The sequence below is a fragment of the Pseudomonas sp. RC10-4-2 genome, assembly GCF_050433085.1.
In the GTDB taxonomy this organism is placed as follows: Bacteria; Pseudomonadota; Gammaproteobacteria; order Pseudomonadales; family Pseudomonadaceae; genus Pseudomonas; species Pseudomonas aeruginosa.
In genome coordinates this window covers 223,955-247,028 of the sequence record NZ_JBNPXX010000002.1, presented here as the reverse complement: position 1 = coordinate 247,028, position 23,074 = coordinate 223,955, and the positions used below count along the sequence as shown (strand labels likewise).

Annotated in this window: 17 protein-coding genes and 1 tRNA gene; 14 read left to right on the top strand and 4 right to left on the bottom strand. The window is 61.7% G+C overall.

The features are described 5' to 3' along the window. Positions 1-33: 33 nt before the first annotated feature. The 6 genes from FHW81_RS09140 to FHW81_RS09115 all read left to right on the top strand — a co-directional run bounded on the left by FHW81_RS09140 (position 34) and on the right by FHW81_RS09115 (position 6,498). Positions 34-1,254, top strand: a complete 1,221-nt coding sequence (locus tag FHW81_RS09140) for a methyltransferase (protein ID WP_106120538.1) — start codon at positions 34-36, stop codon at positions 1,252-1,254. A 403-nt stretch (positions 1,255-1,657) separates the two neighbouring features. After that, positions 1,658-2,128 (top strand): MarR family winged helix-turn-helix transcriptional regulator, encoded by a 471-nt coding sequence (locus FHW81_RS09135; RefSeq protein WP_003105547.1) that lies wholly within the window; start codon positions 1,658-1,660, stop codon positions 2,126-2,128. A gap of 3 nt (positions 2,129-2,131) precedes the next feature. Next, on the top strand, positions 2,132-3,610 hold the full coding sequence (locus FHW81_RS09130; RefSeq protein ID WP_003158393.1) for an efflux transporter outer membrane subunit: 1,479 nt from the start codon (positions 2,132-2,134) through the stop codon (positions 3,608-3,610). 14 nt (positions 3,611-3,624) lie between these two features. Then, positions 3,625-4,809, top strand: a complete 1,185-nt coding sequence (locus FHW81_RS09125; protein WP_003105511.1) for an efflux RND transporter periplasmic adaptor subunit — start codon at positions 3,625-3,627, stop codon at positions 4,807-4,809. A 10-nt stretch (positions 4,810-4,819) separates the two neighbouring features. Next, a complete protein-coding gene (locus FHW81_RS09120; protein WP_003096173.1) occupies positions 4,820-6,349 on the top strand; it encodes a DHA2 family efflux MFS transporter permease subunit in 1,530 nt (509 codons plus the stop codon). 73 nt (positions 6,350-6,422) lie between these two features. Next, positions 6,423-6,498: transfer RNA gene (locus FHW81_RS09115), tRNA-Thr, on the top strand. Between the two features lie 144 nt (positions 6,499-6,642). Here FHW81_RS09115 and FHW81_RS09110 read toward each other — a convergent pair. The 3 genes from FHW81_RS09110 to FHW81_RS09100 form a co-directional block, all read right to left on the bottom strand. Next, on the bottom strand, positions 6,643-6,906 hold the full coding sequence (locus tag FHW81_RS09110; RefSeq protein ID WP_023090942.1) for a hypothetical protein: 264 nt from the start codon (positions 6,904-6,906) through the stop codon (positions 6,643-6,645). 153 nt (positions 6,907-7,059) lie between these two features. Further along, the gene (locus tag FHW81_RS09105; RefSeq protein ID WP_023090943.1) at positions 7,060-7,947 is read right to left on the bottom strand and encodes a hypothetical protein; all 888 of its coding nucleotides are present in this window, start codon (positions 7,945-7,947) and stop codon (positions 7,060-7,062) included. Next, entirely contained in the window at positions 7,947-10,139 is a 2,193-nt protein-coding gene (locus FHW81_RS09100) for an AAA family ATPase (RefSeq protein ID WP_079388091.1), read from the bottom strand. The genes FHW81_RS09105 and FHW81_RS09100 overlap by 1 nt, the downstream gene beginning before the upstream one ends. Positions 10,140-10,703: 564 nt before the next feature. Here FHW81_RS09100 and FHW81_RS09095 point away from each other — a divergent pair. After that, positions 10,704-12,131 carry a DUF3987 domain-containing protein gene (locus FHW81_RS09095; RefSeq protein WP_160289263.1) on the top strand — a complete coding sequence of 476 codons (1,428 nt, stop codon included), beginning with the start codon at positions 10,704-10,706 and terminating at the stop codon, positions 12,129-12,131. A gap of 473 nt (positions 12,132-12,604) precedes the next feature. Next, on the top strand, positions 12,605-13,603 hold the full coding sequence (locus tag FHW81_RS09090) for an Abi family protein (RefSeq protein WP_023090947.1): 999 nt from the start codon (positions 12,605-12,607) through the stop codon (positions 13,601-13,603). 713 nt (positions 13,604-14,316) lie between these two features. Here the strand turns inward: FHW81_RS09090 and FHW81_RS09085 are convergent. Next, complete coding sequence (locus FHW81_RS09085) at positions 14,317-15,540, bottom strand: tyrosine-type recombinase/integrase (RefSeq protein WP_160289262.1); 1,224 nt, start codon at positions 15,538-15,540, stop codon at positions 14,317-14,319. Positions 15,541-16,180: 640 nt separating this feature from the next. On the opposite strand from FHW81_RS09085, the gene rfbB reads away from it, so the two are divergent. From rfbB to dctD, 6 genes are read left to right on the top strand one after another with little or no spacing between them, the layout of a single operon-like run. Continuing rightward, complete coding sequence (rfbB, locus tag FHW81_RS09080) at positions 16,181-17,239, top strand: dTDP-glucose 4,6-dehydratase (RefSeq protein ID WP_003096179.1); 1,059 nt, start codon at positions 16,181-16,183, stop codon at positions 17,237-17,239. Further along, positions 17,236-18,144 carry a dTDP-4-dehydrorhamnose reductase gene (gene rfbD, locus FHW81_RS09075; RefSeq protein WP_023087898.1) on the top strand — a complete coding sequence of 303 codons (909 nt, stop codon included), beginning with the start codon at positions 17,236-17,238 and terminating at the stop codon, positions 18,142-18,144. The genes rfbB and rfbD overlap by 4 nt, the downstream gene beginning before the upstream one ends. Next, positions 18,141-19,022 carry a glucose-1-phosphate thymidylyltransferase RfbA gene (rfbA, locus tag FHW81_RS09070; protein WP_003105518.1) on the top strand — a complete coding sequence of 294 codons (882 nt, stop codon included), beginning with the start codon at positions 18,141-18,143 and terminating at the stop codon, positions 19,020-19,022. The genes rfbD and rfbA overlap by 4 nt, the downstream gene beginning before the upstream one ends. After that, a complete protein-coding gene (gene rfbC / locus FHW81_RS09065) occupies positions 19,022-19,567 on the top strand; it encodes a dTDP-4-dehydrorhamnose 3,5-epimerase (protein WP_003096184.1) in 546 nt (181 codons plus the stop codon). Before rfbA ends, rfbC begins: the two co-directional genes overlap by 1 nt. Before the next feature lie 59 nt (positions 19,568-19,626). Beyond that, complete coding sequence (gene dctB, locus FHW81_RS09060; RefSeq protein WP_003123664.1) at positions 19,627-21,465, top strand: two-component system sensor histidine kinase DctB; 1,839 nt, start codon at positions 19,627-19,629, stop codon at positions 21,463-21,465. Beyond that, the gene (gene dctD / locus FHW81_RS09055) at positions 21,462-22,850 is read left to right on the top strand and encodes a two-component system response regulator DctD (protein ID WP_003096187.1); all 1,389 of its coding nucleotides are present in this window, start codon (positions 21,462-21,464) and stop codon (positions 22,848-22,850) included. The genes dctB and dctD overlap by 4 nt, the downstream gene beginning before the upstream one ends. Positions 22,851-23,074 lie beyond the last annotated feature (224 nt).

The window sequence follows — 23,074 nt, the reverse complement described above, 5'->3', positions numbered from 1 at the left end:
TCGCCGCCCCGTTTTCCCGCTGCCGCTCGCATCGTGTCCGAAACCTTCCCGTTCCTCACTGGCGACGCCCTGTCGCAGCGCTTCCTCGCGCTGGACGCGTTCCTCCTCGAACACCAGCGGCTCTGGCGACCCCGCCCGTTCAGCGAACCGACCCTGGCGTGGGAAGCCGAACACGCCGAGCTGGCGTCCTGGCTGCGCGAGCGCAGCCTCGAACAGGCCGACGCGGAGCACAACCAGCCCACCCGCCTGGCCGCGCCCGCGCCTTATCCGCAGCTCGCCGCCCAAGCCGCGGCGCTGGGCGCGGTCGGCGAACTGCCATTGGCGGAACGCCCGCAGGCACCGAACCGCTTCAACGTCGACGTACCGGGACGCAAGTGGCAGCAGATCGGCCTGTTCGCCGGGCGCCTGCAGTTCGCCCGGCCGGTCGTCCACTGGCTCGACTGGTGCTCCGGCAAGGGCCATCTGGGCCGCCTGCTGGCCCATGCGGGGCAACCGCTGACCTGCCTCGAACACGATCCCGCGCTGGTCGCCGACGGACAGCGCCTGAGCGACCGCCTGGGGCTCTCCGCCCACCACCTCCGCCAGGATGTGCTGGCCGCGGACTGCGCCGAGCGCCTGCTTCCCGGGCATACGCCAGTGGCCCTGCACGCTTGCGGCGAACTACACCTGCGCCTGCTGCGCCTGGCCAGCCAGGCCGGCTGTCGCCAACTGGCGGTGGCGCCATGCTGCTACAACCGCATTCCGGGGCCTTTCTACCAGCCGCTCTCGCAAGCGGCAGGCCGATCGCTGCTCGCGCTATCGCTTGACGACCTGCGCCTACCCCTGAGCGAGACAGTCACCGCCAGCCAACGGGTCCGTCGCCAGCGCGACCAGTCGATGGCCCGGCGCCTGGGTTTCGACCTGCTGCAGCGCGAGCTACGCGGAATCGACCAGTACCTGAGCGTGCCTTCCCTTCCGGTGGCCTGGCTGGAACGTCCATACGCCGACTACTGTCGCGAACTCGCCGTCCTCAAGGGACTTCCCGAACCGGCCGCGCGCGACTGGCAGGCGCTGGAAGCGGCCGGCTGGAAGCGCCTGGCGATGGTTCGCAACCTGGAACTGGTGCGCGCCCTGTTCCGCCGCCCGCTGGAACTCTGGCTGCTGCTGGACCGCTGCCTGTATCTGGTCGAACAGGGCTATAGCGTCCGCCTGGGCGAGTTCTGTCCGACCTCCCTGTCTCCGCGAAACCTGCTGATCCTTGCGGAGCGCAGCTGATACGGGTGTTCCGGATGGTTGCCCACACAACCTGTGGATAAGTCTGGTGACAAGTTCTGGGAAACATCTGCAGAGGGGCCCGTATCCAGGGGCGGCCAATGCTGTTCAAAAAATGAACAGAAAAAATAAAATCCATATAAAACAATATCTTGTTAACAACCGAAATAACCGCAGCGACTCTTAGAGCGTTTCCTTCCTATCCCTTGCCCACTTGTGCATAAGCCTGGCTTTCCGGTTAATCCGAAAGTGGACTTCAGCACCGACAATAGTTGCAAAACGGCATCGTATGACGTTCGAAGGAACGGATTGTTCTTTTATTGCAACGGTTGACCTCTTGTTAATCGCTGCCTAGGCAGTATTATTTTGAAACACTTTCCCTGCCTAGACAGCGATCCCCTCCACCATGGGTCACTACAGCGCCTCCGACTTTCCCTTCAAGGGCTCCATTGGCCAGCTCATCGGCGTCAGTGCCGCGACCAAGGACCGCATCCTCGAGAAGCACCTCGCCGCGCTGGACATAACCGCCGCCCAGTTCAAGGTGCTGATCTTCGTCGGTCTCAACCGTGCCAACAGTCCGGTCGAACTGTGTCGCGAGCTGTCGGTGGACAGCGGCTCGATGACGCGCATGCTGACGCGCCTGGAGAAAAAAGGGCTGCTGCTGCGCGGCCGCTGTCCCGAAGACCGCCGTTGCCTGCGCCTGGATCTCAGCGAAGCGGGACGGAAGGTCCAGGAGCAGCTTCCGCTGATCGCCTCGGCGGCGATGAACGAGCTGGTCGCCTGCCTGAGCACGGAAGAATTGCAGACGCTGACCCATCTGCTGACCAAGGTTCTGCTACACGCCGGCTGCCCGCGGGCCAGCCTGCAGGAGTCCTGATCCATGCCCTTCCCTCCTCTCCATCTCTGGCCGCAGCGATTGGCGCTGGCCTCGGCGATACTGCTGGCCGCCGGCTGCGTCACTTCCGAAGGCCTGGAACCGAACGCCCGACTGCAACCGGCAGGCGCCCTCCAGGCGGGCAGGAGCCTGGACGGCGTAGCCCTTTCGCCAGCGGCCTGGCCGCGCCAGGACTGGTGGACCGGGCTCGGCGACCGGCAGCTCGACCAACTGATCGGCGAAGCCCTGCAAGGCACCCCCGACCTGCAGATCGCCGAGGCGCGTGCGCGCCAGGCGGCGGCAACGGCCCAGGCGCAAGATGCCGCGCGCCAGCCGACGCTGGACGCCAAGGCCAGCTACTCCGGCATCCGCGCGCCGACCAGCGTGGCCCCGGCACCGCTCGGCGGCCGCTATTCGGCGATCAAGTACCTGTCGCTCGGCTTCAACTACGACTTCGACCTCTGGGGCGGCGAGCGCGCCGCCTGGGAAGCCGCCCTCGGCCAGGCCAATGCCGCCCGGATCGACAGCCAGGCCGCGCGCATCGGCCTCTCGGCGAGCATCGCCCGCGCCTACAGCGACCTCGCCCACGCCTTTACCGTGCGCGATCTCGCCGAGGAAGAACTGAAGCGCTCGCAGCGCATGACCGAGCTGAGCCAGAAGCGCATGAGCGCCGGGCTCGACAGCAAGGTCCAGCTGCAACAGACGCAGACCCAGCTGGCCACCGCCCGCCAGCAGCTCAGCGCCGCCGAGCAGGACATCGCTAGCGCCCGCATCGCCCTCGCCGTGCTGCTGGGCAAGGGGCCCGATCGCGGTCTCGAACTGCAGCGCCCGCAACCGCTGAACCCGGCCAGCCTGAGCCTGCCCTCGGTACTCCCGGCGGAACTGCTCGGCCGCCGCGCCGACATCGTTGCCGCGCGCTGGCGGGTCGAGGCGGCGCGCCGCAACATCGACTCGGCGAAGACCGAGTTCTATCCCAACCTCAATCTCGGCGCGATGGCCGGCCTCGCCGCCCTGCACACCAGCGACGTGTTGCAGGCGCCGAGCCGCTTCTTCCAGGTGGCGCCGGCGATCTCCCTGCCGATCTTCGACGGTGGCCGCCGCCGCGCCAACCTGGCCGAACGCGACGCCGACTACGACCTGGCCGTCGGCCAGTACAACAAGACGCTGGTCCAGGCCCTCGGCGAGGTCAGCGATAACCTCGGCAAGTTGCGCTCCCTGGAGCAGCAGGTGATCGACCAGCGCCAGGCCCGCGATATCGCCAGGTCCAACTTCGACCTGGCCATGCGTCGCTACGGCGAAGGCGTCGGCAGCTACCTCGACGCCCTCAGCGTGCAACAGCAACTGCTGGTCACCGAACGCCAGCTGGCCAGCCTGGAGAGCCAGCAGATCGATCTTTCCGTCCAGCTGGTCCAGGCCCTGGGCGGCGGTTTCCAACCCGATTCCCGCTCCGCTGCGCTCGCTACCGCGAAAGCGCCGGCAGAATGAACGAGGCACCCACCATGACTACCGCCAACAGCGAAACCCCCGCCGGCAACCCGAAGCGCAAGCGCTGGTTGCTGATCCTGCTCGCCGTGATCGTCCTCGCCACCCTGGCCAGCGTGGCCTGGGAGTTCTTCTACGGCCGCTGGCACGAGGACACCGACGACGCCTACATCAACGGCAACGTGGTACAGATCACCCCGCAGATCGTCGGCACCGTGGTCAGCATCGGCGCCGACGACGGCGACCTGGTGCGCAAGGGCCAGGAACTGGTCAGGTTCGATCCCAGCGACGCCGACATCGCCCTCCAACGCGCCGAGGCCAACCTGGCCCACACCGTACGCCAGGTGCGCGGGCTGTTCAGCAACGTCGACGGCTATCGCGCCGAGGTCGCCACCCGCAAGGTCGCGCTGGCCAAGGCCGAGGCCGACTACAAGCGGCGCAAGAACCTCGCCGACGACGGCGCCATTTCCCAGGAGGAACTGGCCCACGCCCGCGACGCCCTGGACAGCGCGAAAGCCTCGCTGACCAGCTCGGAACAGCAGTTGAACACCAATCGCGCGCTGGTCGACGACACCCAGATCACCTCCCATCCGGACGTCAAGGCCGCCGCCGCGCAACTGCGCCAGGCCTACCTGGACGACGCCCGCTCGACCATCGTCGCGCCGGTCACCGGCTACGTCGCCAAGCGCAGCGTACAGGTCGGCCAGCGCGTGCAACCGGGCACTGCGCTGATGGCCGTGGTCCCGCTGGACCAGATCTGGATCGACGCCAACTTCAAGGAAACCCAGCTCAAGCACATGCGTATCGGCCAGCCGGTGGAGATCCGCTCCGACCTCTACGGCAGCGACGTGCGCTACAGCGGCACCGTCGACAGCCTCGGCGTGGGAACCGGCAGCGCGTTCTCCCTGCTGCCGGCGCAGAACGCCACCGGCAACTGGATCAAGATCGTCCAGCGGGTGCCGGTGCGCATCCATATCGATCCGCAAGAATTGCAGAAGCATCCGCTGCGCATCGGCCTGTCGATGGACGTCAAGGTCGACCTGCACGACCAGAGCGGCCCGGCCCTGGCCCAGCAGCCACCGCGCGAAGCGCTGTTCTCCACCGATGTCTACCAGCAGCAACTGGCCTCGGCCGACAAGCTGATCGAACGCCTGATCGAAGCCAACCTCGCCGAAGACCACGGCAAGACCGCCCAGCGTTGAGCCCGCCAGCATGAGCGAAAGCAGCAGCTTCTCCCCGCCCAGCCTGGTGATGGCGACCATCGGCCTGTCCCTGGCGACTTTCATGCAGGTGCTCGACACCACCATCGCCAACGTCGCCCTGCCGACCATCTCCGGTAACCTCGGGGTGAGTTCGGAACAGGGCACCTGGGTGATCACCTCGTTCGCCGTGAGCAACGCCATCGCCCTGCCGCTGACCGGCTGGCTGGCCCGGCGGGTCGGCGAGGTGCGCCTGTTCATCGCCGCCGCGCTGCTGTTCGTACTCGCCTCGTTCCTCTGCGGCATCGCCCAGTCGATGCCTTCTCTGGTCGGCTTCCGCGCCTTGCAGGGCTTCGTCGCCGGGCCGCTGTATCCGATCACCCAGACCCTGCTGATCTCCATCTACCCACCGGCGAAGCGCGGCATGGCCCTGGCCCTGCTGGCGATGGTCACGGTGGTGGCGCCGATCGCCGGGCCGATCCTCGGCGGCTGGATCACCGACGACTACAGCTGGCCGTGGATCTTCTTCATCAACGTGCCGGTCGGCCTGTTCGCCGCCTTCGTCGTCTACCAGCAACTGAAGGCACGCCCGGTGGTGATCAAGAAGGCGCCGATGGACTACGTCGGCCTGATCGCCCTGGTGATCGGCGTCGGCGCCCTGCAGATCGTCCTCGACAAGGGCAACGACCTGGACTGGTTCGAGTCGAACTTCATCGTCGGCGGCGCGCTGATCGCGGCGATCGCCCTGGCCTTCTTCATCATCTGGGAATTCACCGACCGCCATCCGATCGTCAACCTGCGCCTGTTCGCCCACCGCAACTTCGCCGCCGGCACCCTGGCGCTGGTGCTGGGCTATGCCGCGTTCTTCGGCATCAACCTGCTGCTCCCGCAATGGCTACAGACCCAGATGGGCTACACCGCCACCTGGGCCGGGCTGGCCGCCGCGCCAATCGGCATCCTCCCGGTGTTCCTCTCGCCGCTGGTCGGCCGCTACGCCAACCATTTCGACCTGCGCATGCTCGCCGGCCTGTCGTTCCTGGCGATGGCCATCACCTGCTTCATGCGCGCCAACTTCACCACCGAGGTCGACTACCAGCACATCGCCATCGTGCAGTTGATCATGGGGCTCGGCGTGGCGTTCTTCTTCATGCCGATCCTGAGCATCCTGCTCTCCGACCTGCCCCCCGACCAGATCGCCGACGGCTCCGGCCTGGCCACCTTCCTGCGCACCCTCGGCGGCAGCTTCGCCGCCTCGCTGACCACCTGGATCTGGAACCGCCGCGCCACGCAACACCACGCCTACCTCAGCGAAAACATCAGCCTCTACGACCCGGCCACCCACGAAACCCTCGCCCAGCTCGGCGGCAACACCCAGGCGAACGCGGCGCTGCTCGACCGGATGGTGCAGAGCCAGGCCTACATGATGTCCACCATCGACTACTTCACCATGCTCGGCTGGCTGTTCCTCGCCCTGCTGGTGATCATCTGGCTGGCCCGCCCGCCGTTCGGCGCCAAGCCCGGCGCGGCCGCCTCCGGGCACTGAGGACGAACGGCATTCGGGCAGGAAAATCAGTGGTTTACTCCTGGCGGCGGCTGGCTATAATGTCGCCCTCTTCGCCGGTATAGCTCAGCTGGTAGAGCAACTGACTTGTAATCAGTAGGTCCCGGGTTCGACTCCTGGTGCCGGCACCATCAAATACAAGCACTTAGGCCCGCCTCGCAGCGGGCCTTCGTGTTTCTGCTCAACGCATTGCTCAACGAGCGCAGATTGCTACCCTCTGAAGGCGCTCCAGCGGGAGCCGTCATCGTCCCGCCGCATCCTCTACCCAACCAGGGTCAGAGGTCCACAAACCACCGGTAAAAACGCTGCCCTGCGTAGATCGCAATCCCCACCGTCGCGAGGGACAGCAGCGGATATTTGTCCTCGAAGCCGAGCCACCACTGGAGCTTGAACAGGAAGGCCTGGACCAGAACGTAAGTCAGCCCTCCTAATCCGAGCCCCGTCAGGTAGAGCAGCCGATCACCTAGCGTCGGGGCGTTGCCATGCCAGTTTTCGCTAAGACAGAAGGGGCAGTGATTAGTCGTAGGTGCGTAATCCATGAAGCGACGACGATAAGTTGTGCGAGGAACCATAGAACGACCGCAGCACCGGCAGACTGAAGTGGAATGGCGCATCTCGTTTACCCCAAGCTCTATGTTTATCTCAGGGTACCTAAACAAGATCGAACCCCAACTCCAACCAAGTCAAACGTTCTACGGAACTCCCATCCAGCTCTTCAGATGCCTCAGACAGGCTGCAATTGAACGAGATCGTGCCATAGACTCTTCAGTTAGCAGCCCAGCCTGATCCAAAACTACGCTAAGACTTCCGCCAGGCTTTTTGCGCTGCCCTTCAATACAAAGAGTTGCCTTAAGCCTTTTTGCGGCAGTAGCACTAACATTTTTTGGATTCTGAGGCTCACTCGGCTCCCAAGAGAATCGCCGATCGAGGAACTCCTGAGTCGACTGAACAGTACCGCTACCCTCAAAGCACTCTATAAGAATATCTTCTAACGTCCCTCCATCTTCCTCCCATTTCCGCCAAATGTGCGCAGAAACCTCTCCAAACGCTGTGCTCTGAGTATAAAACCTTCCTCCGTCGGAATCCTGCCAAGCTTGAGAAACCCAGTCTTGCTCGCAAATTAATGCAAAGTCACGGCTTATTTCAGAAAGCGCTACACTTGTCCCATCAGAGTCAGCATCCACAAAAATAGAGCACCGAACACTAGGTACAGTACGGCCACCCTCCCCACCACCAAAAGTACTTCCAACAGACAAGAGGTCAAAGATGCTCTCAAGAAATGGAAGCATTGATTCGACGCGGCGATTTTTGCCTCCAGAGTTGAATATCAAAATAAGCTTTTCGCCCCGCGCATGCACAAAATCTGGCAAAAAGAATTTCTTAGCCAAATCGAGTCTAAGATCCTCAGCAGCACGACTCTCCATACTCTTCTTAATAATATTTGAGAATGGATAGGGCAAATCCGACACGACAAGATTTTGCCTATCTACCCCAAGAGCCTTGCGCAATAGAAGTGACAAAAAAGCTGAATCATGCGGCCCCTCACAAAAGAACAAGAACACTTCCGAAAAAGAGGCCATTAAATTGCACTCCGAAGATCTATATCACCAGCATCAAGGAGGCGCTTAAATCGCACACCAGTAAAATCACGGCTACGTATACCGTCTGGCGTATTAACAATAGCATGGCAGGACAACTCAGACTTTGCATCCACCTCAAACAAAAACGCATCAATGCATTCTTTACTGTGGCTAGTTATAAAAACTTGCACATTAAATTCTCTGGCCATCTGATGAACAAATCTAGAGAATGGAGCAAGCAGCTTATAATGCAGGGCATTCTCAAATTCATCTATCAGCAATACACCATGCTGCGCTGATGCAAAAAGCAGCGATAGTAGAAACATCCGCTGAATTCCCTCCCCATAAGAGGAGAGATCCACACCTTCCGCAAAATTGCTATCAATTACTACAAATCGCTGACGCTCATCTGTTAGCCGAATATCCTCGAGAGAGGGGAGCATATTAGCGCGCAAGAATTCAAATATCGCAGGCAAAGCCTTAGACTGGACACTTTTATGGTAGTATCCGGAGTAACGATGCGGTTCGTTGTAGAAGAACGGGCTACTAAAAATAACCGGGCACAACGAGCGGATACCGTCTGCGTGCGTTTCGCGATCCTGCCCTTTGTACACTCTGTTTGTGGAACTGAGCTTACTGGCACCAAAGAAAGAGTCCATCTCAACAGACCCAAGATAGCGGGTCCGGTCCAAGCTTGAGTCTTCTTCTTGGCGAGACTGAATTTTTACCCCAGCCTTTAAATCATCAAAAATTCCGCCAGCCAATAGCGGACGATCACCAATTTGCTCAAGCATCCATTCAGGATCAAGTTGATCTGTAGAAACCTTACCCCGACGCCTCATTACCTCTATCAGACCATCAATATCGTTTTGCTTAATCAGTAGATAAATCGCTTCCAGCAGCGAGGTTTTACCAGAGTTATTTATTCCCGCAATCAAATTAATTCGAGAAAGATTAGACATAGTCAGCCCGACTATTCTTCGATAGCTCTCGACCTCAATCTTGCCAAAATGAGAATCTACACGATCGCGAAAAACCTGTCTTTGATCGACCCCCGACAGCCCCGATATCTTCGCCCGATCAATTATGGTTTGCAGCCTCCCTCGAATCCCCTCCAGCTCAGGAATATTTTCTGGACGTATACTCAGCTGACTCAGGGAGATTATCTCCGAAGCAACAGAATTTATTGTTGACTCTTGTCGCTCACGAAATATCACATCACTACTACGATAGGCACCATTAAGGTCGCGCGTCTTCTTCAAATACTCCAGAGCGCGATCATCCGAAACAACCTTACCTAGTAGATCTATATCATCTCGCTTGATTACCGCAGGCTCTAGGTATTTATCCCCAAAGCCGATAGAGCCATCATCCTCTGGCTCCTCAAGCGGTTCGCGGGAAAGCAATGAAAAGAAGAAGTCACGATTTTTAGTATTTTTGCTTTTTCGATCATCATCATCCCATTGCAGCCAGTCCTTTAGCGCAGCATTTCGCACTGCATGGCGAAATATAGGGAACATCGTCTCCACAAATTGATCCCCATAATCAGAAGACTGATACTCAGCAACCATCGACAATGCCCGCAGGCTGCGCCGAAGCTCAACTGTACTGATACCAATCCGACTACGAATTTCGCTCTCACTCAGCCCGTGAGTGGTATAGAGCATTTCCAGAAGCTTCGCCTGATTCCACTCCCCCCACTTCTTATTTCCACTGATGTGTTTAAGAGCCATAAGAGTGAGGTGGTGAACCTCATCCGCATCAGAATAGATGACCACCGGAATTTGGCTGAAAAATTCCGGGTCAAGCTCACCCAAATCAACCGCCTTACTCTCATACTCTTGAAATAAAAATTTCAAGGCAGCCACACGACGATTTCCCTCAACCACTACATACCCGGAGCCAGGCAACTCGCGAACCTGTATCTGGTCAACTGGCAAATATCCGTTCGCCTTAAAGCTTTCTATCAAATCCTGAATATTCTGATTTCGCTCACCGGCCAAAAGTCGCATTGTGCGCTGAGCAATGTTTCGCTCCTTCACCTGCTCATCGGGGACTGACTTCTGATCCGGTTCATGGATAAGCCTAAAGTTATTTGGGTCCAAATAAAGATTGCGAAGGCTAACCCTCCGCAAATTGGCTGTCGCCTTAGAGCCAGACGGCTCCAACTCTTCCCGCTCTGAATCAGACATCTCTAAATTCCTTGGATTTTGATATCAGCAAACCTTGACAACTATAGCCTGAATCCTGCCACTCCATTCTTTCACTCATAAGGAGAGCCAGCCCCTAGCCCTCCGAACGCCATAACTTCGGCAAGCCACCATAAACTTCTGAAATCGCTCACCATGCTTAACTAATTTTAGAGCCGATACGTAAGAACCCAGTGGCTCACTGATTGGCTAGCGCTTTTCGACCAAAATACGTCTGAAAAAACCAGCAACGACCTCATCTCAGCACAGAGCATGGTTACTCCAACCTCATTGGAGTGCAAACATGCCAACCGACCTCGTCACCATTCGTCAACTCTGCCACATGCTCCAGATCAGCAGCGCGACATTATGGCGCCGGCGCCAAGAGCCTGGCTTCCCTCCTCCCTACAGGATCGGCCGCTTGGTGCGCTTCAGTCTCTCCGAGGTGGCCCTCCACCTCCGCAGCTGACCTCCCCACCTAACACTCGTCACCTCGTCACCTCGTCACCTCGTCGCCTACAGCCGCTCTCGAACATGAGGGCGGCATACCCTGGAACATCAGAACTCATGAGCAGCACACCCAACCAGGATGCTCTGGACGCGCCATTGCCGCTCCTAACGGCTAGCTCCTCCGCTTCGCCTTACCCAATCAACTGCCTCCCACCACTGCTGCGTGACGCCACAACTGCGATAGCCAAGCACGTGCAAGCCTCCACGGCCATTGCAGGCCAGTGTCTGCTGGGAGCCGCCACGCACCTGCTTCAAGCTCGCTTGAACGCACCATCCATTAATAATCCAGCGGGCATGCCCTGCAGCCTCTTCCTGCTTTCGCTCGGCAGCTCCGGTGATCGCAAAAGCGCCTGTCGTGACCTGGCGTTCACACCGATCGATCGACATGAACACGCGGCATACACCCGCTACCAGGCAACGACGAAGAGCGCGCGCCAGAACAAGCCAAACAACTCCCTGGATAAGGGAGAGAATGTTCCCCCAGCACTGCAGGATCCACGCGCGCAGCTCACGGATGCGACCTTTGAAGGCGTTGTGGGCGAATTCATCCGCGGGAAGTCAGCCTACACCTGGGACACGGATGAGGGGAGTCAGCTGCTCAGTGGCGCCTCTCTGAAATCCGATCATGCAAGCTCGATCATTGGCGGCTTATGCCGAGCCTTCGACAAGGGGAGCTTCGACAGGCTCCGCTCGAAGAACAACTCGGAAACCTCTGGCACTGCCTACAACAGGAGGTTGAGCATCCATCTACTCGCCCAACCGGAAGCACTTTTGGCCGCACTCTCTCAACCATTGCTTATCACCCAAGGATTCCTCCCACGCTTCCTGTTCACAGCTCCGGAAAGCCTGGCAGGCACGCGTTTGCTCACCGAGCAGATGCTTGAGCGGCCACCTCACGTCATCGCAGCCCTACAGGCATTCTGGGGGCGTTGCGAAGAACTACTGGAAACACCGACTTTCGCCCACCCAGATACTGCGGAGATAAATCCCCCAGTGCTCGACCTGACGAGACCGGCCCAAGACGTATGGCTCGATTTCTACAACGACGTGGAGGCCCAGATGGGCAACGCCGGCCAGTACGCTCTAATCCGGCCGTTTGCTGCACGGGCTGGAGAGCAGGCACGCAGGGTAGCCACTGTCCTGGCCGGGTTTGCAGGGGCAAATCGTATTGACGAGACAGCCATGGAGCAAGCATGTCGCCTGGTAGAACACTCCGTGACTGAATGGCATCGCCATTCCACGGCGCGGACTGCTGATCCGCAGCTTGTCGCTGCCAAAGATCTTCTCGACTGGCTCAAAGCCAAAGGGTGGAACGACTTCCATCGCGACAAGCTGGGGAAGTCGGGGCCAAGCTATGCCCGCAAGGCCAAGGCGCGCGACGGATTGCTGGAGGTGCTGATCGAGCACCGGCAGTTACTCAGCGTCGACAACAAGGTTTTCCACCTGAATCCGCTTGCGGAAGTCGAGGATGTTGCGGAGACCTAGACACTCTGGGCTTCGCAGCATGACTAAGCGTCGAGGAGAGTATGCGGACCTGTATTGGATCCGCAGAAATCCGCAGCCACGCGCGGCCTGATGGCCCCTGAACTCAGGGGAGCTTCCGCAAGCTCCTCTGAATCCGCAGGAACGATACCTGGCGACGCCCCCGCCGGCGGAGCCAGCTCCTCCCCCACCAAGCTCTAGAATGCGGCCAACTCGGCCCTAGCCGCCGCCTAACGGATCGAGATCGGTCAGCCTGCATATTGCGATCAGAAACGGGTAGCGAAATGGCTTCCGGCCTTTTTTCACCGCCTCGCCCACTCATCCGTACAGTGCCAAATACCCCGCAAAAAGGTGCCAAATTCCTTGCAAAACTATGCAGCACTGCATAACCTTCCGCGCAACACACCCGCCATGCCTATGGTTGCCTCGGCAGCTACGCACAAATTGAGCGGGTTTTTTATGCCTGGTCGTTTTGCATGAAGCCCTTCCAAAAACCTGCCATCGACATTCCTGCGCAGCTGGCTCTGCTCAAGCAACGGGGCCTGAGCATTCAGGATGAAGCCAAGGCGCATTGCTTTCTCGAGGCGGTCAGTTTCTTTCGCCTGACGCCCTACATGCGCCCTTTCCAGATTCCGGAAGATGCTGACCACGCTTTCAAAGCCGGCACCCGGCTACGCGACCTCACACGTTTGTACGACTTCGACAGGCGCTTGCGCCTGCTAGTCATCGATGCCATTGAGCGCATCGAAGTCGCCGCACGCGCCGCAATCAGCAACCACATGGGACCGACCCACGGTGCTCACTGGTATCTCCAGCGCCAATTGTTTCAAGGCAGCTATCGACATCAGGAACTGCTGGACAGCATTCGCAACAAGCAGGACAGGGCGCGCCAGGATCATCAGCGCGAGTGTCGGCGCATCGATGCATCTAGGGCATCCACAGAGCGCAAAGAGCAGCTGAAAAACCTACGCGCCAAGGAAAGCTACGCTCGCCACTATGCGCTGACCTATGACGCCCCAGACCTGATGCCCGCCTGGGCCGCCATGGAAGAAATCACCCTAGGGGACCTCTCGCACTTGTTCAAAGGCCTGGCGCGAGACGCTGACAGGAAAGCTATTGCCCGCCGCCTGGATCTACCCGGCCCGCTGCTGCAGTCCTGGCTCCATACCCTGACCACCATCCGCAACATCTGCGCGCACCATGCGCGGATGTGGAACCGCGAATTGGGCATTCGGCCTGAGCTGCCAAAGACAGTCACCTTCCTCTGGCCGCAGCATCTGCAAGAGCCCGGGCAACACACACGGGTGTTTACCGTATTGTGCATTCTCAACCTGTTGATGCGCCGGGTCAGCCCACACACCAGCTGGGATAGGCGATTGCACGAGCTACTGGCGGACTTTCCAGAAACCAACCTGCGAGCGATGGGCTTTCCCCCCGACTGGCAGCAGGACCCATTCTGGCAATTGTCCAACTGACGCCCGTATCTGCTGAGCCCTACCTGGATCAGTTGGGGAGCCACAGAGGGGCTCATCCTCCACCGCCTGAACGCTGTCCCAGCTATCCGACCGGCTATCAGGCCATCCAGCTAGCTAATCAGTCACCGCTGCGCGAAACGTTCAGTTAGATGCCGGACTTCCATCCCTTATCTATGGAAGTCCCGCCTTTCAGTTCGCATAGAAAATGCCCTGCGAAAGCGCAAATCCAAGTTGAAGGCTGAAAGGGAGGCTGAAACCCGCATGGAACCTGGGTTCCAGCCACATCTAGGGTGCTGTGGAACATTTCTGTTTCAGCCTCTGCGAATCGGAGGCTGAAACGAAGGCTGAAACATAGGCTGAATCCAGCGGATTATCAGGGTTTCAGCTATTCCGGAGCATCCGTGGAACATATTCTGATTCAGCCTCCACAAATTGGAGGCTGAAACATAGGCTGAACCCAGCAGAATTACTGGGCTCAGCCATCTCAGGCTACCCGTGGAACAATTTCGGATGTTAGGCCTGAGCGTGACACCCCAGAATCATGCACGGAGCGCTCATCGGCAGATCGCGAGTTGCCCCAGATTCCCAACCAGGGCGTCACTTGCGGTTGCGAGCCTTGTGTCTCTGGATGTAGTGGTCAGCCACAAGGGCCGCGACGCCCATCACGATTGCAAAGGCCGTCACCGAAAGCACCCCAATACCAAGCGGACTCATCAACCTTTTCTCCCAAGTGAATCAGCAACTCTAACCTCATCAAGATAGCGCCCGAGCAACTCCAGATCCTCACGCTTCTCGCGCAGGTAATGGTAGCGATCATAGTGCCGGGCCTGCACACCGTTGCGACCGTGAGACAGAAGCCAGGCGCGGCGCTGCTCATCCACGCCTAGCTGCGCCAGATGAGTCTCGATGCTGGCCCGCACCATGCGCCAGGTGAACTTACGCGCAAGCCCCTTCCCAGCCAGTTCAGCGCCCAGCTCCGAAAAGAGCTGCAGCGCCGTGTCGCGGGCCACTTGTCGACCTGTCCTCACGGAAAACAGCGGATCCGAAACTGATCCTGCGGATGCTTGTAGCAAGGGTTTCAGGTACTCCTGCAATCTCGGAGTCAGCGGAAGGAGATGATCCCTTGGCATTGCTCCTTTGCCGCCCTTCCGCTCAGTGAGGGCAAGGACCGAGCCATAGCCATCCACCTCAATGATGCTTCCCCTGGTGGCCCGCACCAGCATCGCCACGCGCTGGCCACCGAGGTAAACCATACAGCGGGCAATGGCACGCTGCGGCTCATCCATCGCATCGATGCCTAGCAGCAGGTGCCGCAGCTCATCTTTAGTCAGCGAATCGGTATTGGCTCTCTCCGCTCCGTCAATCGTCGGAAGCATCGCAGCGGGATTTTGCGTCAGTCCAAATTGGATCGAGTCACCTGCTCGCAATGGATCAAGATCGTGCTTCAGGCCGTAGGCGTAGGCAGCGCGCAGGTATGACCGCAGCCTGTTGGCCATTGTCCGCTTGCCATTCACGGCGTTAGCGACCGTCTTCCTGACTCCCCGCCCTTTCAGCGCTGGTTGGCGGTGAATGCAGAGCCGTAGTACATCCGACAGCTCAGCTGCCGAGATGTCCTTGGCCCTCCTCTGAGCCAAGTCTGGGAAGGCCTGGAGCACATTCAACTCAAGGGAGCGACCTACGTCCTTGGCGCTCGATTTCTCGCGCCGCTTCAAATTGTCGACATATGCCTTGAGCAACTGCTCAAGACTGCCCTGTTGGGCCTCCAACGACACCTGGCGCTCAGATTGCGACTGGTCCAGCCGCCGCCGCTCCTCATAAGCGGCAAGATTGGAGAATGGCCGAGCCTGGGCGGAGATTTGTGCGGCCTCCCGCCGCCAGAAAGCCAGCCCTCTTACATGTCCATCTGCCCCTAAGGCGCCAAAGACGCCCAGCTTCATTCGCTCCTGGCCGCCATTTCGGCGCCAAGAGAGATACACCTCGATGCTCCCATTAGTCCGGCGCTCCAAGAGCATAGACCCCGCCCCACGCTCCCCCAGGGGCTCGGAGTGAGTCTTCGTCCGCTTGGGACCATCCCCCTTCTTAAGCATGCCACTCTGCGCCCAGGCTCGTGCCTGCGTGTCTGTCAGCCTTCCACTCACTACGTCGTTCCTCGTCATCTGAGTCTGCGTTTCGCTCAACGGACCGTTGAAGCTCCGAGCAGTACTGTGAAAGACTCTGAACGGCTCCCAAGCCTTTATTCCGCACGTTTCCGGTCGAAAAGAGCTCAGGTGAAATCTGCTGAAAGCTGGTATGCTTTGACTTGTAATCAGTAGGTCCCGGGTTCGACTCCTGGTGCCGGCACCACGAATCCCCGAAAAGCCCCGCCTCGCGCGGGGCTTTTTGTTTTACCCTGCTTCCTTTTACCCAGTGATGGCACTTCGAATAGAATGCCGGGTCAGATGCACCTACCAGATCTGGGGTTGGCAGGATCGCCATTTTTCCCGTACTAATCGTCGTCTTCACGATCGATTGGTACACCTTGGCGGGACGTGTCGAAGCAGCCCTACGGACAACCACTGCTTGAACAAGGTATGACTCATGACGATTCTCGTGACCGGCAGCGCCGGCTTCATCGGCGCCAATTTCGTGCTCGACTGGCTGGCCCTGCATGACGAGCCGGTGGTCAGCCTCGACAAGCTCACCTACGCCGGCAACCGGCAGAACCTCGCCAGCCTCGACGGCGACGCCCGGCACACCTTCGTCGCCGGCGATATCGGCGATAGCCAGCTGGTAGCCCGCCTGCTCGCCGAGCACCAGCCGCGGGCGATCCTCAACTTCGCCGCGGAATCCCATGTGGACCGCTCGATCCACGGCCCCGAGGACTTCATCCAGACCAACATCGTCGGCACCTTCCGCCTGCTGGAAGAAGTGCGCGCCTACTGGGGCGCGCTGGAGCCGGAAGCGAAGGCGGCATTCCGCTTCCTCCACGTCTCCACCGACGAAGTCTATGGCTCGCTGGCACCGAGCGATCCGGCCTTCACCGAGAACAACCGCTACGAGCCGAACAGTCCCTACTCGGCGTCCAAGGCGGCCTCCGACCACCTGGTGCGGGCCTATCACCACACCTATGGGCTGCCGGTGCTGACCACCAACTGCTCGAACAACTACGGCCCGTACCACTTCCCGGAAAAGCTCATCCCACTGGTGATCCACAACGCCCTGGCCGGCAAGCCGCTGCCGATCTACGGCGACGGCCAGCAGATCCGCGACTGGCTCTACGTCAAGGACCATTGCAGCGCCATCCGCCGGGTCCTCGAAGCCGGGCAACTGGGCGAGACCTACAATGTCGGCGGCTGGAACGAAAAGGCCAACCTCGACGTGGTCGAGACCCTCTGCGCCATCCTCGACCAGGAGCAGCCGCGCGCCGACGGCCGCAGCTATCGCGAGCAGATCACCTTCGTCAAGGATCGTCCGGGCCATGATCGCCGCTACGCCATCGATGCCACGCGCCTGGAGCGCGAGCTGGGCTGGAAGCCGGCGGAAACCTTCGAGACCGGTATCCGCAAGACCGTGCGCTGGTACCTGGACAACCAGGACTGGGTGGCCAACGTAACCAGCGGTGCCTACCGCGAGTGGGTGGGTAAGCAGTACGCATGAACCGGATCCTTCTCCTCGGCGCCAACGGCCAGGTCGGCTGGGAGCTGCAGCGCGCCCTGGCGCCGCTGGGCGAACTGCTGGTCTGCGACCGCCGGCGCGCCGATCTCGCCGACCCCGAAGGCCTGGCGCGACTGGTTCGCGCCGAGCGGCCGCAGTTCATCGTCAACGCCGGCGCCTACACCGCGGTGGACAAGGCCGAGAGCGATGCCGACAACGCCCGCCTGATCAATGCCCGCGCCGTCGCGGTACTGGCCGAGGAGGCCGCGGGCTGCGGCGCCTGGCTGGTGCATTACTCCACCGACTATGTGTTCGACGGCGCGGGCAACGCGCCTTTCGCCGAGGACGCGCCGACCGGCCCGCTGAGCGTCTACGGGCAGACCAAGCTGGAAGGCGAGCAGGCCATCCGCGCCAGCGGCTGCCGCCACCTGATCTTCCGCACCAGCTGGGTCTACGCCGCGCGCGGCGGGAACTTCGCCAAGACCATGCTGCGCCTGGCCGGGCAACGCGACGAACTCAAGGTCGTGGCCGACCAGTTCGGCGCGCCGACCAGCGCCGAGCTGATCGCCGACGTCACCGCCCAGGCCCTGCAGCGCCTGCGCTGGGACGCCGAGCTGGCAGCACGGGCCAGCGGCACCTACCACCTGGTCGCCAGCGGCGAGACGTCCTGGCACCTCTATGCGCGCTTCGTCATCGAACAGGCGCTGGAGCGGGGCTGGGAGTTGCAGGCGACGCCGCAGCGGGTCCTGCCGATCGCCACCGAGGACTACCCGGTGCCGGCGAAGCGTCCGGCCAATTCGCGCCTCGACAACCGCAAGCTGCAACAGGTCTTCGGCCTGGTACTGCCAGACTGGCGCTACCATGCCGGACGCATGATCCAGGAACTGAGCGAGCAGGGACCACTATGAAACGCAAGGGCATCATCCTCGCCGGAGGCTCGGGCACCCGCCTGCACCCGGCAACGCTGGCCATCTCCAAGCAGTTGCTGCCGGTGTACGACAAGCCGATGATCTACTACCCGCTCAGTACCCTGATGCTGGCGGGCATCCGCGAGATACTGATCATCTCGACCCCACAGGACACCCCACGCTTCCAGCAGTTGCTGGGCGACGGTTCGAACTGGGGCCTGGACCTGCAATATGCCGTGCAACCGTCGCCGGACGGCCTGGCCCAGGCCTTCCTGATCGGCGAGTCGTTCATCGGCAACGACCTCAGCGCGCTGGTCCTGGGCGACAACCTCTATTACGGCCACGACTTCCACGAGTTGCTCGGCAGCGCTTCGCAGCGCCAGACCGGCGCCAGCGTCTTCGCCTACCACGTGCTGGACCCGGAGCGCTACGGCGTGGTCGAGTTCGACCAGGGCGGCAAGGCCATCAGCCTGGAAGAGAAGCCACTGGAGCCGAAGTCGAACTACGCGGTCACCGGCCTGTATTTCTACGACCAGCAGGTGGTGGACATCGCCAGGGACCTGAAGCCTTCGCCGCGCGGCGAGCTGGAGATCACCGACGTCAACCGCGCCTATCTGGAGCGCGGCCAGCTCAGCGTGGAGATCATGGGCCGCGGCTACGCCTGGCTGGATACCGGCACCCACGATTCGCTGCTCGAGGCCGGCCAGTTCATCGCCACCCTGGAGAACCGCCAGGGTCTCAAGGTGGCCTGCCCGGAAGAGATCGCCTACCGGCAGAAGTGGATCGACGCCGCGCAACTGGAAAAACTCGCCGCGCCGCTGGCCAAGAACGGCTACGGCCAATACCTCAAGCGCCTGCTGACCGAGACCGTGTACTGATGAAAGCGACCCGCCTGGCAATCCCCGACGTCATCCTCTTCGAACCCCGGGTGTTCGGCGACGATCGCGGATTCTTCTTCGAAAGCTACAACCAGCGCGCCTTCGAGGAGGCCTGCGGTCATCCGGTCAGCTTCGTCCAGGACAACCATTCGCGTTCCGCCCGTGGCGTCCTCCGCGGCCTGCACTACCAGATCCGGCAAGCCCAGGGAAAACTGGTGCGCGCCACTCTCGGCGAGGTATTCGACGTGGCCGTCGACCTGCGTCGCGGCTCGCCGACCTTCGGCCAGTGGGTAGGCGAACGCCTGAGCGCGGAGAACAAGCGCCAGATGTGGATTCCGGCCGGCTTCGCGCACGGCTTCGTGGTGCTCAGCGAATACGCCGAGTTCCTCTACAAGACCACCGACTTCTGGGCGCCGGAACACGAACGCTGCATCGTCTGGAACGATCCCGAGCTGAAGATCGACTGGCCGCTGCAGGATGCCCCCCTGCTTTCGGAGAAGGACCGCCAGGGCAAGGCATTCGCCGACGCCGACTGCTTCCCCTGAACGGCAGGGAGCGACCGGACTCGGCGCAAGGCGTGATAATTTAGGGCATCCCGTCCGGGATGCCCCGGATACTCGCAGCCACGGCAGGTTCGTTCGTCTTGAAAGCCTATTTCCATCGCTGGCGCTCGCTGGTCATCCTCGCCCTGCTTCTCGCGCCGCTGCTCTGGCCCCTGCAATATTTCGCCGAGCGCTACTACAGCGAGCAGTTGGCCGAGCAGAACCGCCAGACGCTCGACCTCTACGTCGCCAACCTGCTCGGCACGCTGCGCCGCTACGAAGAACTGCCGCAGATCCTCGGCGGCCTGCCGGTGCTGCGCCAGGCCCTGCAACAACCTGGCGACCCGCTGCTGCAGAAGATCGCCAACGAGGCGCTGGCCGACATCCGCCGACGCACCGGCGCCGACGTGATCTACCTGCTGCAACCGGACGGCACTACCCAGGTCGCCTCCAACTGGGCCCAGGCGGACAGTTTCGTCCACCGCAACTTCGCCTTCCGCCCCTATTATCGCGAGGCCATGCAGGGCCGCCTGGCGCGCTTCTTCGGCCTGGGCACCACCTCGATCAAGCGCGGCTACTACTTCGCCAGTGCGGTGAAGGAAGGCTCGCGGATCATCGGCGTGCTGGTGGTGAAGGTCGATCTCGAACACATCGAACGGCTCTGGGGCAATTCCCCGGAGCAACTGCTGGTGATAGACAACTACGGCGTGGTGATCCTCTCCTCCCGCGAGGATTGGCGCTTCCATGCCAGTCGGCCGCTGAGCGCGGCGGAGCGCGACGAGATCCACGCCAACATCCCCTACCCGGTGCAGGACCCGAAGCCCCTGCGCCTGCAACAGAGCGCCTGGCTCAGCCAGAGCCGGACGCTACCGGAAACCGGCTGGACGGTGAGCATCTACGCCCCCCGCACCCTCATCGAACGGCCGGTGCGCAGCGTCCTGCTGATCGGCGGCGCGACCCTGCTCGCCCTGCTCCTGCTGCTTACCCTGCTGACCCTCAGCCGCCGTCACTACCTGGACCGCATCGCTCTCGAGGCCGAGGCCAAGCGCCAGTTGGAAGAGCGCGTACTGGAACGCACCCGCGAGCTGGAGAACGCCAACGCGCAGTTGCAGCAGGAAGTCCACGAACGCGAGCAGGCCCAGCGCGAGCTGATGCGCGCCCAGGACGAAGTGGTCCAGGCCGGCAAGCTCACGGCCCTCGGCACCATGTCGGCGAGCATCAGCCACGAACTCAACCAGCCGCTGGCGGCGATCCGCAGCTACGCCGACAACGCCCGGGTGCTGCTCGACCACCAGCGCACCGAGGACGCCCGCGGCAATCTCGAGCAGATCAGCGACCTCACCACCCGCATGGCCTCGATCATCGCCCACCTCAAGGCCTATGCCCGCGGTGCGCGCCGGGCGCCGGAGAACGTGCAGTTGCAGCCGGCGATCGAGGACGCCCTGTCGATGGTGGCCAGCCGGCGGCGGGCGATGAACGTCGAACTGCTGCGCGACGTGCCGGACGCCCCGCTGTGGGTCCAGGCCGGCGAGACCCGCTTGCGGCAGATCCTCGGCAACCTGCTCACCAATGCCCTCGACGCGCTCGCCGAGAAAGCTCCGCCGCGGCGCCTGTGGGTGATCGCCAGCCAGGACCAGCACGGCGTGACCCTGACTCTGCGCGACAACGGCCCGGGGTTTTCCGAGGACGCCCTGGCCCACGCCCACGAACCCTTCTTCACCACCAAGACCACCGCCAAAGGGCTCGGCCTCGGCCTGGCCATCTGCGATAACCTATTGCGCGCCCTCGGCGGCCGCCTGGAAATGGGCAACCATCTCGAAGGCGGCGCCGTGGTGCGCCTGCACTTGCTGCCGGGAGTTCCCGGCGTCGCCGCCATGCCCCAGGAGGAAACCCGCGCATGAGTCCCTTCGCGCCATTCGATGCCCAGACCCAGGTCCTGCTGATCGACGACGATCCGCACCTGCGCCAGGCCCTGCGCCAGACGCTCGACCTCGCCGGGCTCAAGGTCGCGACCCTGGACGACGCGCGCCAGCTGGATACCGCGCAGTGCAAGGACTGGCCCGGGGTGGTGGTCAGCGACATCCGCATGCCCGGCATCGATGGCATGGAACTGCTCCGCCAATTGCACGAACAGGACGCCGACCTGCCGGTGATCCTGATCACCGGCCACGGCGACGTGCCGCTGGCGGTCCAGGCCATGCGCGGCGGCGCCTATGACTTCCTGGAAAAGCCCTTCCCCAGCGACGCCCTGCTCGACAGCGTGCGCCGCGCCCTGGAGGTGCGCCGGCTGGTCCTGGAGAACCGCACCCTGCGCCTGGCCCTGGCCGAACGCCACGAGCTGCATGGGCGCCTGATCGGACGCTCGGCCGGCATGCAGCGCCTGCGCGAGCAGGTCGGCTCGCTGGCGGCGATCCAGGCCGACGTGCTGGTCCTTGGCGAAACCGGCGCCGGCAAGGAGGTGGTCGCGCGGGCCCTGCATGACCTGTCGAGCCGACGCGACGGACCGTTCGTCGCGATCAACGCCGGCGCCCTCGCCGAATCGGTGGTGGAAAGCGAACTGTTCGGTCACGAGGCCGGCGCCTTCACCGGCGCGCAGAAGCGCCGCATCGGCAAGTTCGAGTACGCCAATGGCGGCACCCTGTTCCTCGACGAGATCGAGAGCATGAGCCTGGACGTGCAGGTCAAGCTGTTGCGCCTGCTGCAGGAACGGGTAGTCGAGCGGCTCGGCTCCAACCAGTTGATCCCGCTGGATATCCGCATCATCGCGGCAACCAAGGAAGACCTGCGCCAGGCCGCCGACCAGGGCCGCTTCCGCGCCGACCTCTATTACCGCCTCAACGTCGCCAGCCTGCGCATTCCACCGCTGCGCGAGCGCGGCGAAGACATCCCGCTGCTGTTCCGCCATTTCGCCGAAGCCGGCGCCATGCGTCATGGCCTGACGCCACGCGAACTGGACGCCGGCCAGTCGGCGCGGCTGCTGGCCTACGACTGGCCGGGCAACGTGCGCGAATTGCAGAACGCCGCCGAGCGCTTCGCCCTGGGTCTCGGCCTGAGCCTGGACGACGGAGTCCTGCCCGACGCCGCCGACGAGCCGCACAACCTCAGCGCCAAGGTCGAGGCCTTCGAGCGCTCGCTGATCGCTGCCGAACTGGAACGCCCGCACAATTCGCTGCGCAGCGTCGCCGAGGCCCTCGGTATCCCGCGCAAGACCCTGCACGACAAGCTGCGCAAGCACGGCCTGCCGTTCAACACGCCTGGCGAAAATCCGCCAGATGATGGCGAATGAATGGCGGATTACCGCCAACCGTTCGCCATCCGCGCCCGCAGCATCTCCCCTGCGTACCCTTGCCCGACTGGCACAGGGCTTGCTCACGGCTTCCCGAGCGTTCCAACAAGCAGAAGACCAGGCGCTTTTCCGATTCACGCAGCATCTGCCGCTGCGCTGCCTAGACTTCCCTTGTTCGGCCACGCCGAGAGGACACCCGTCCTCTTCATAAAAGACAGACAAGA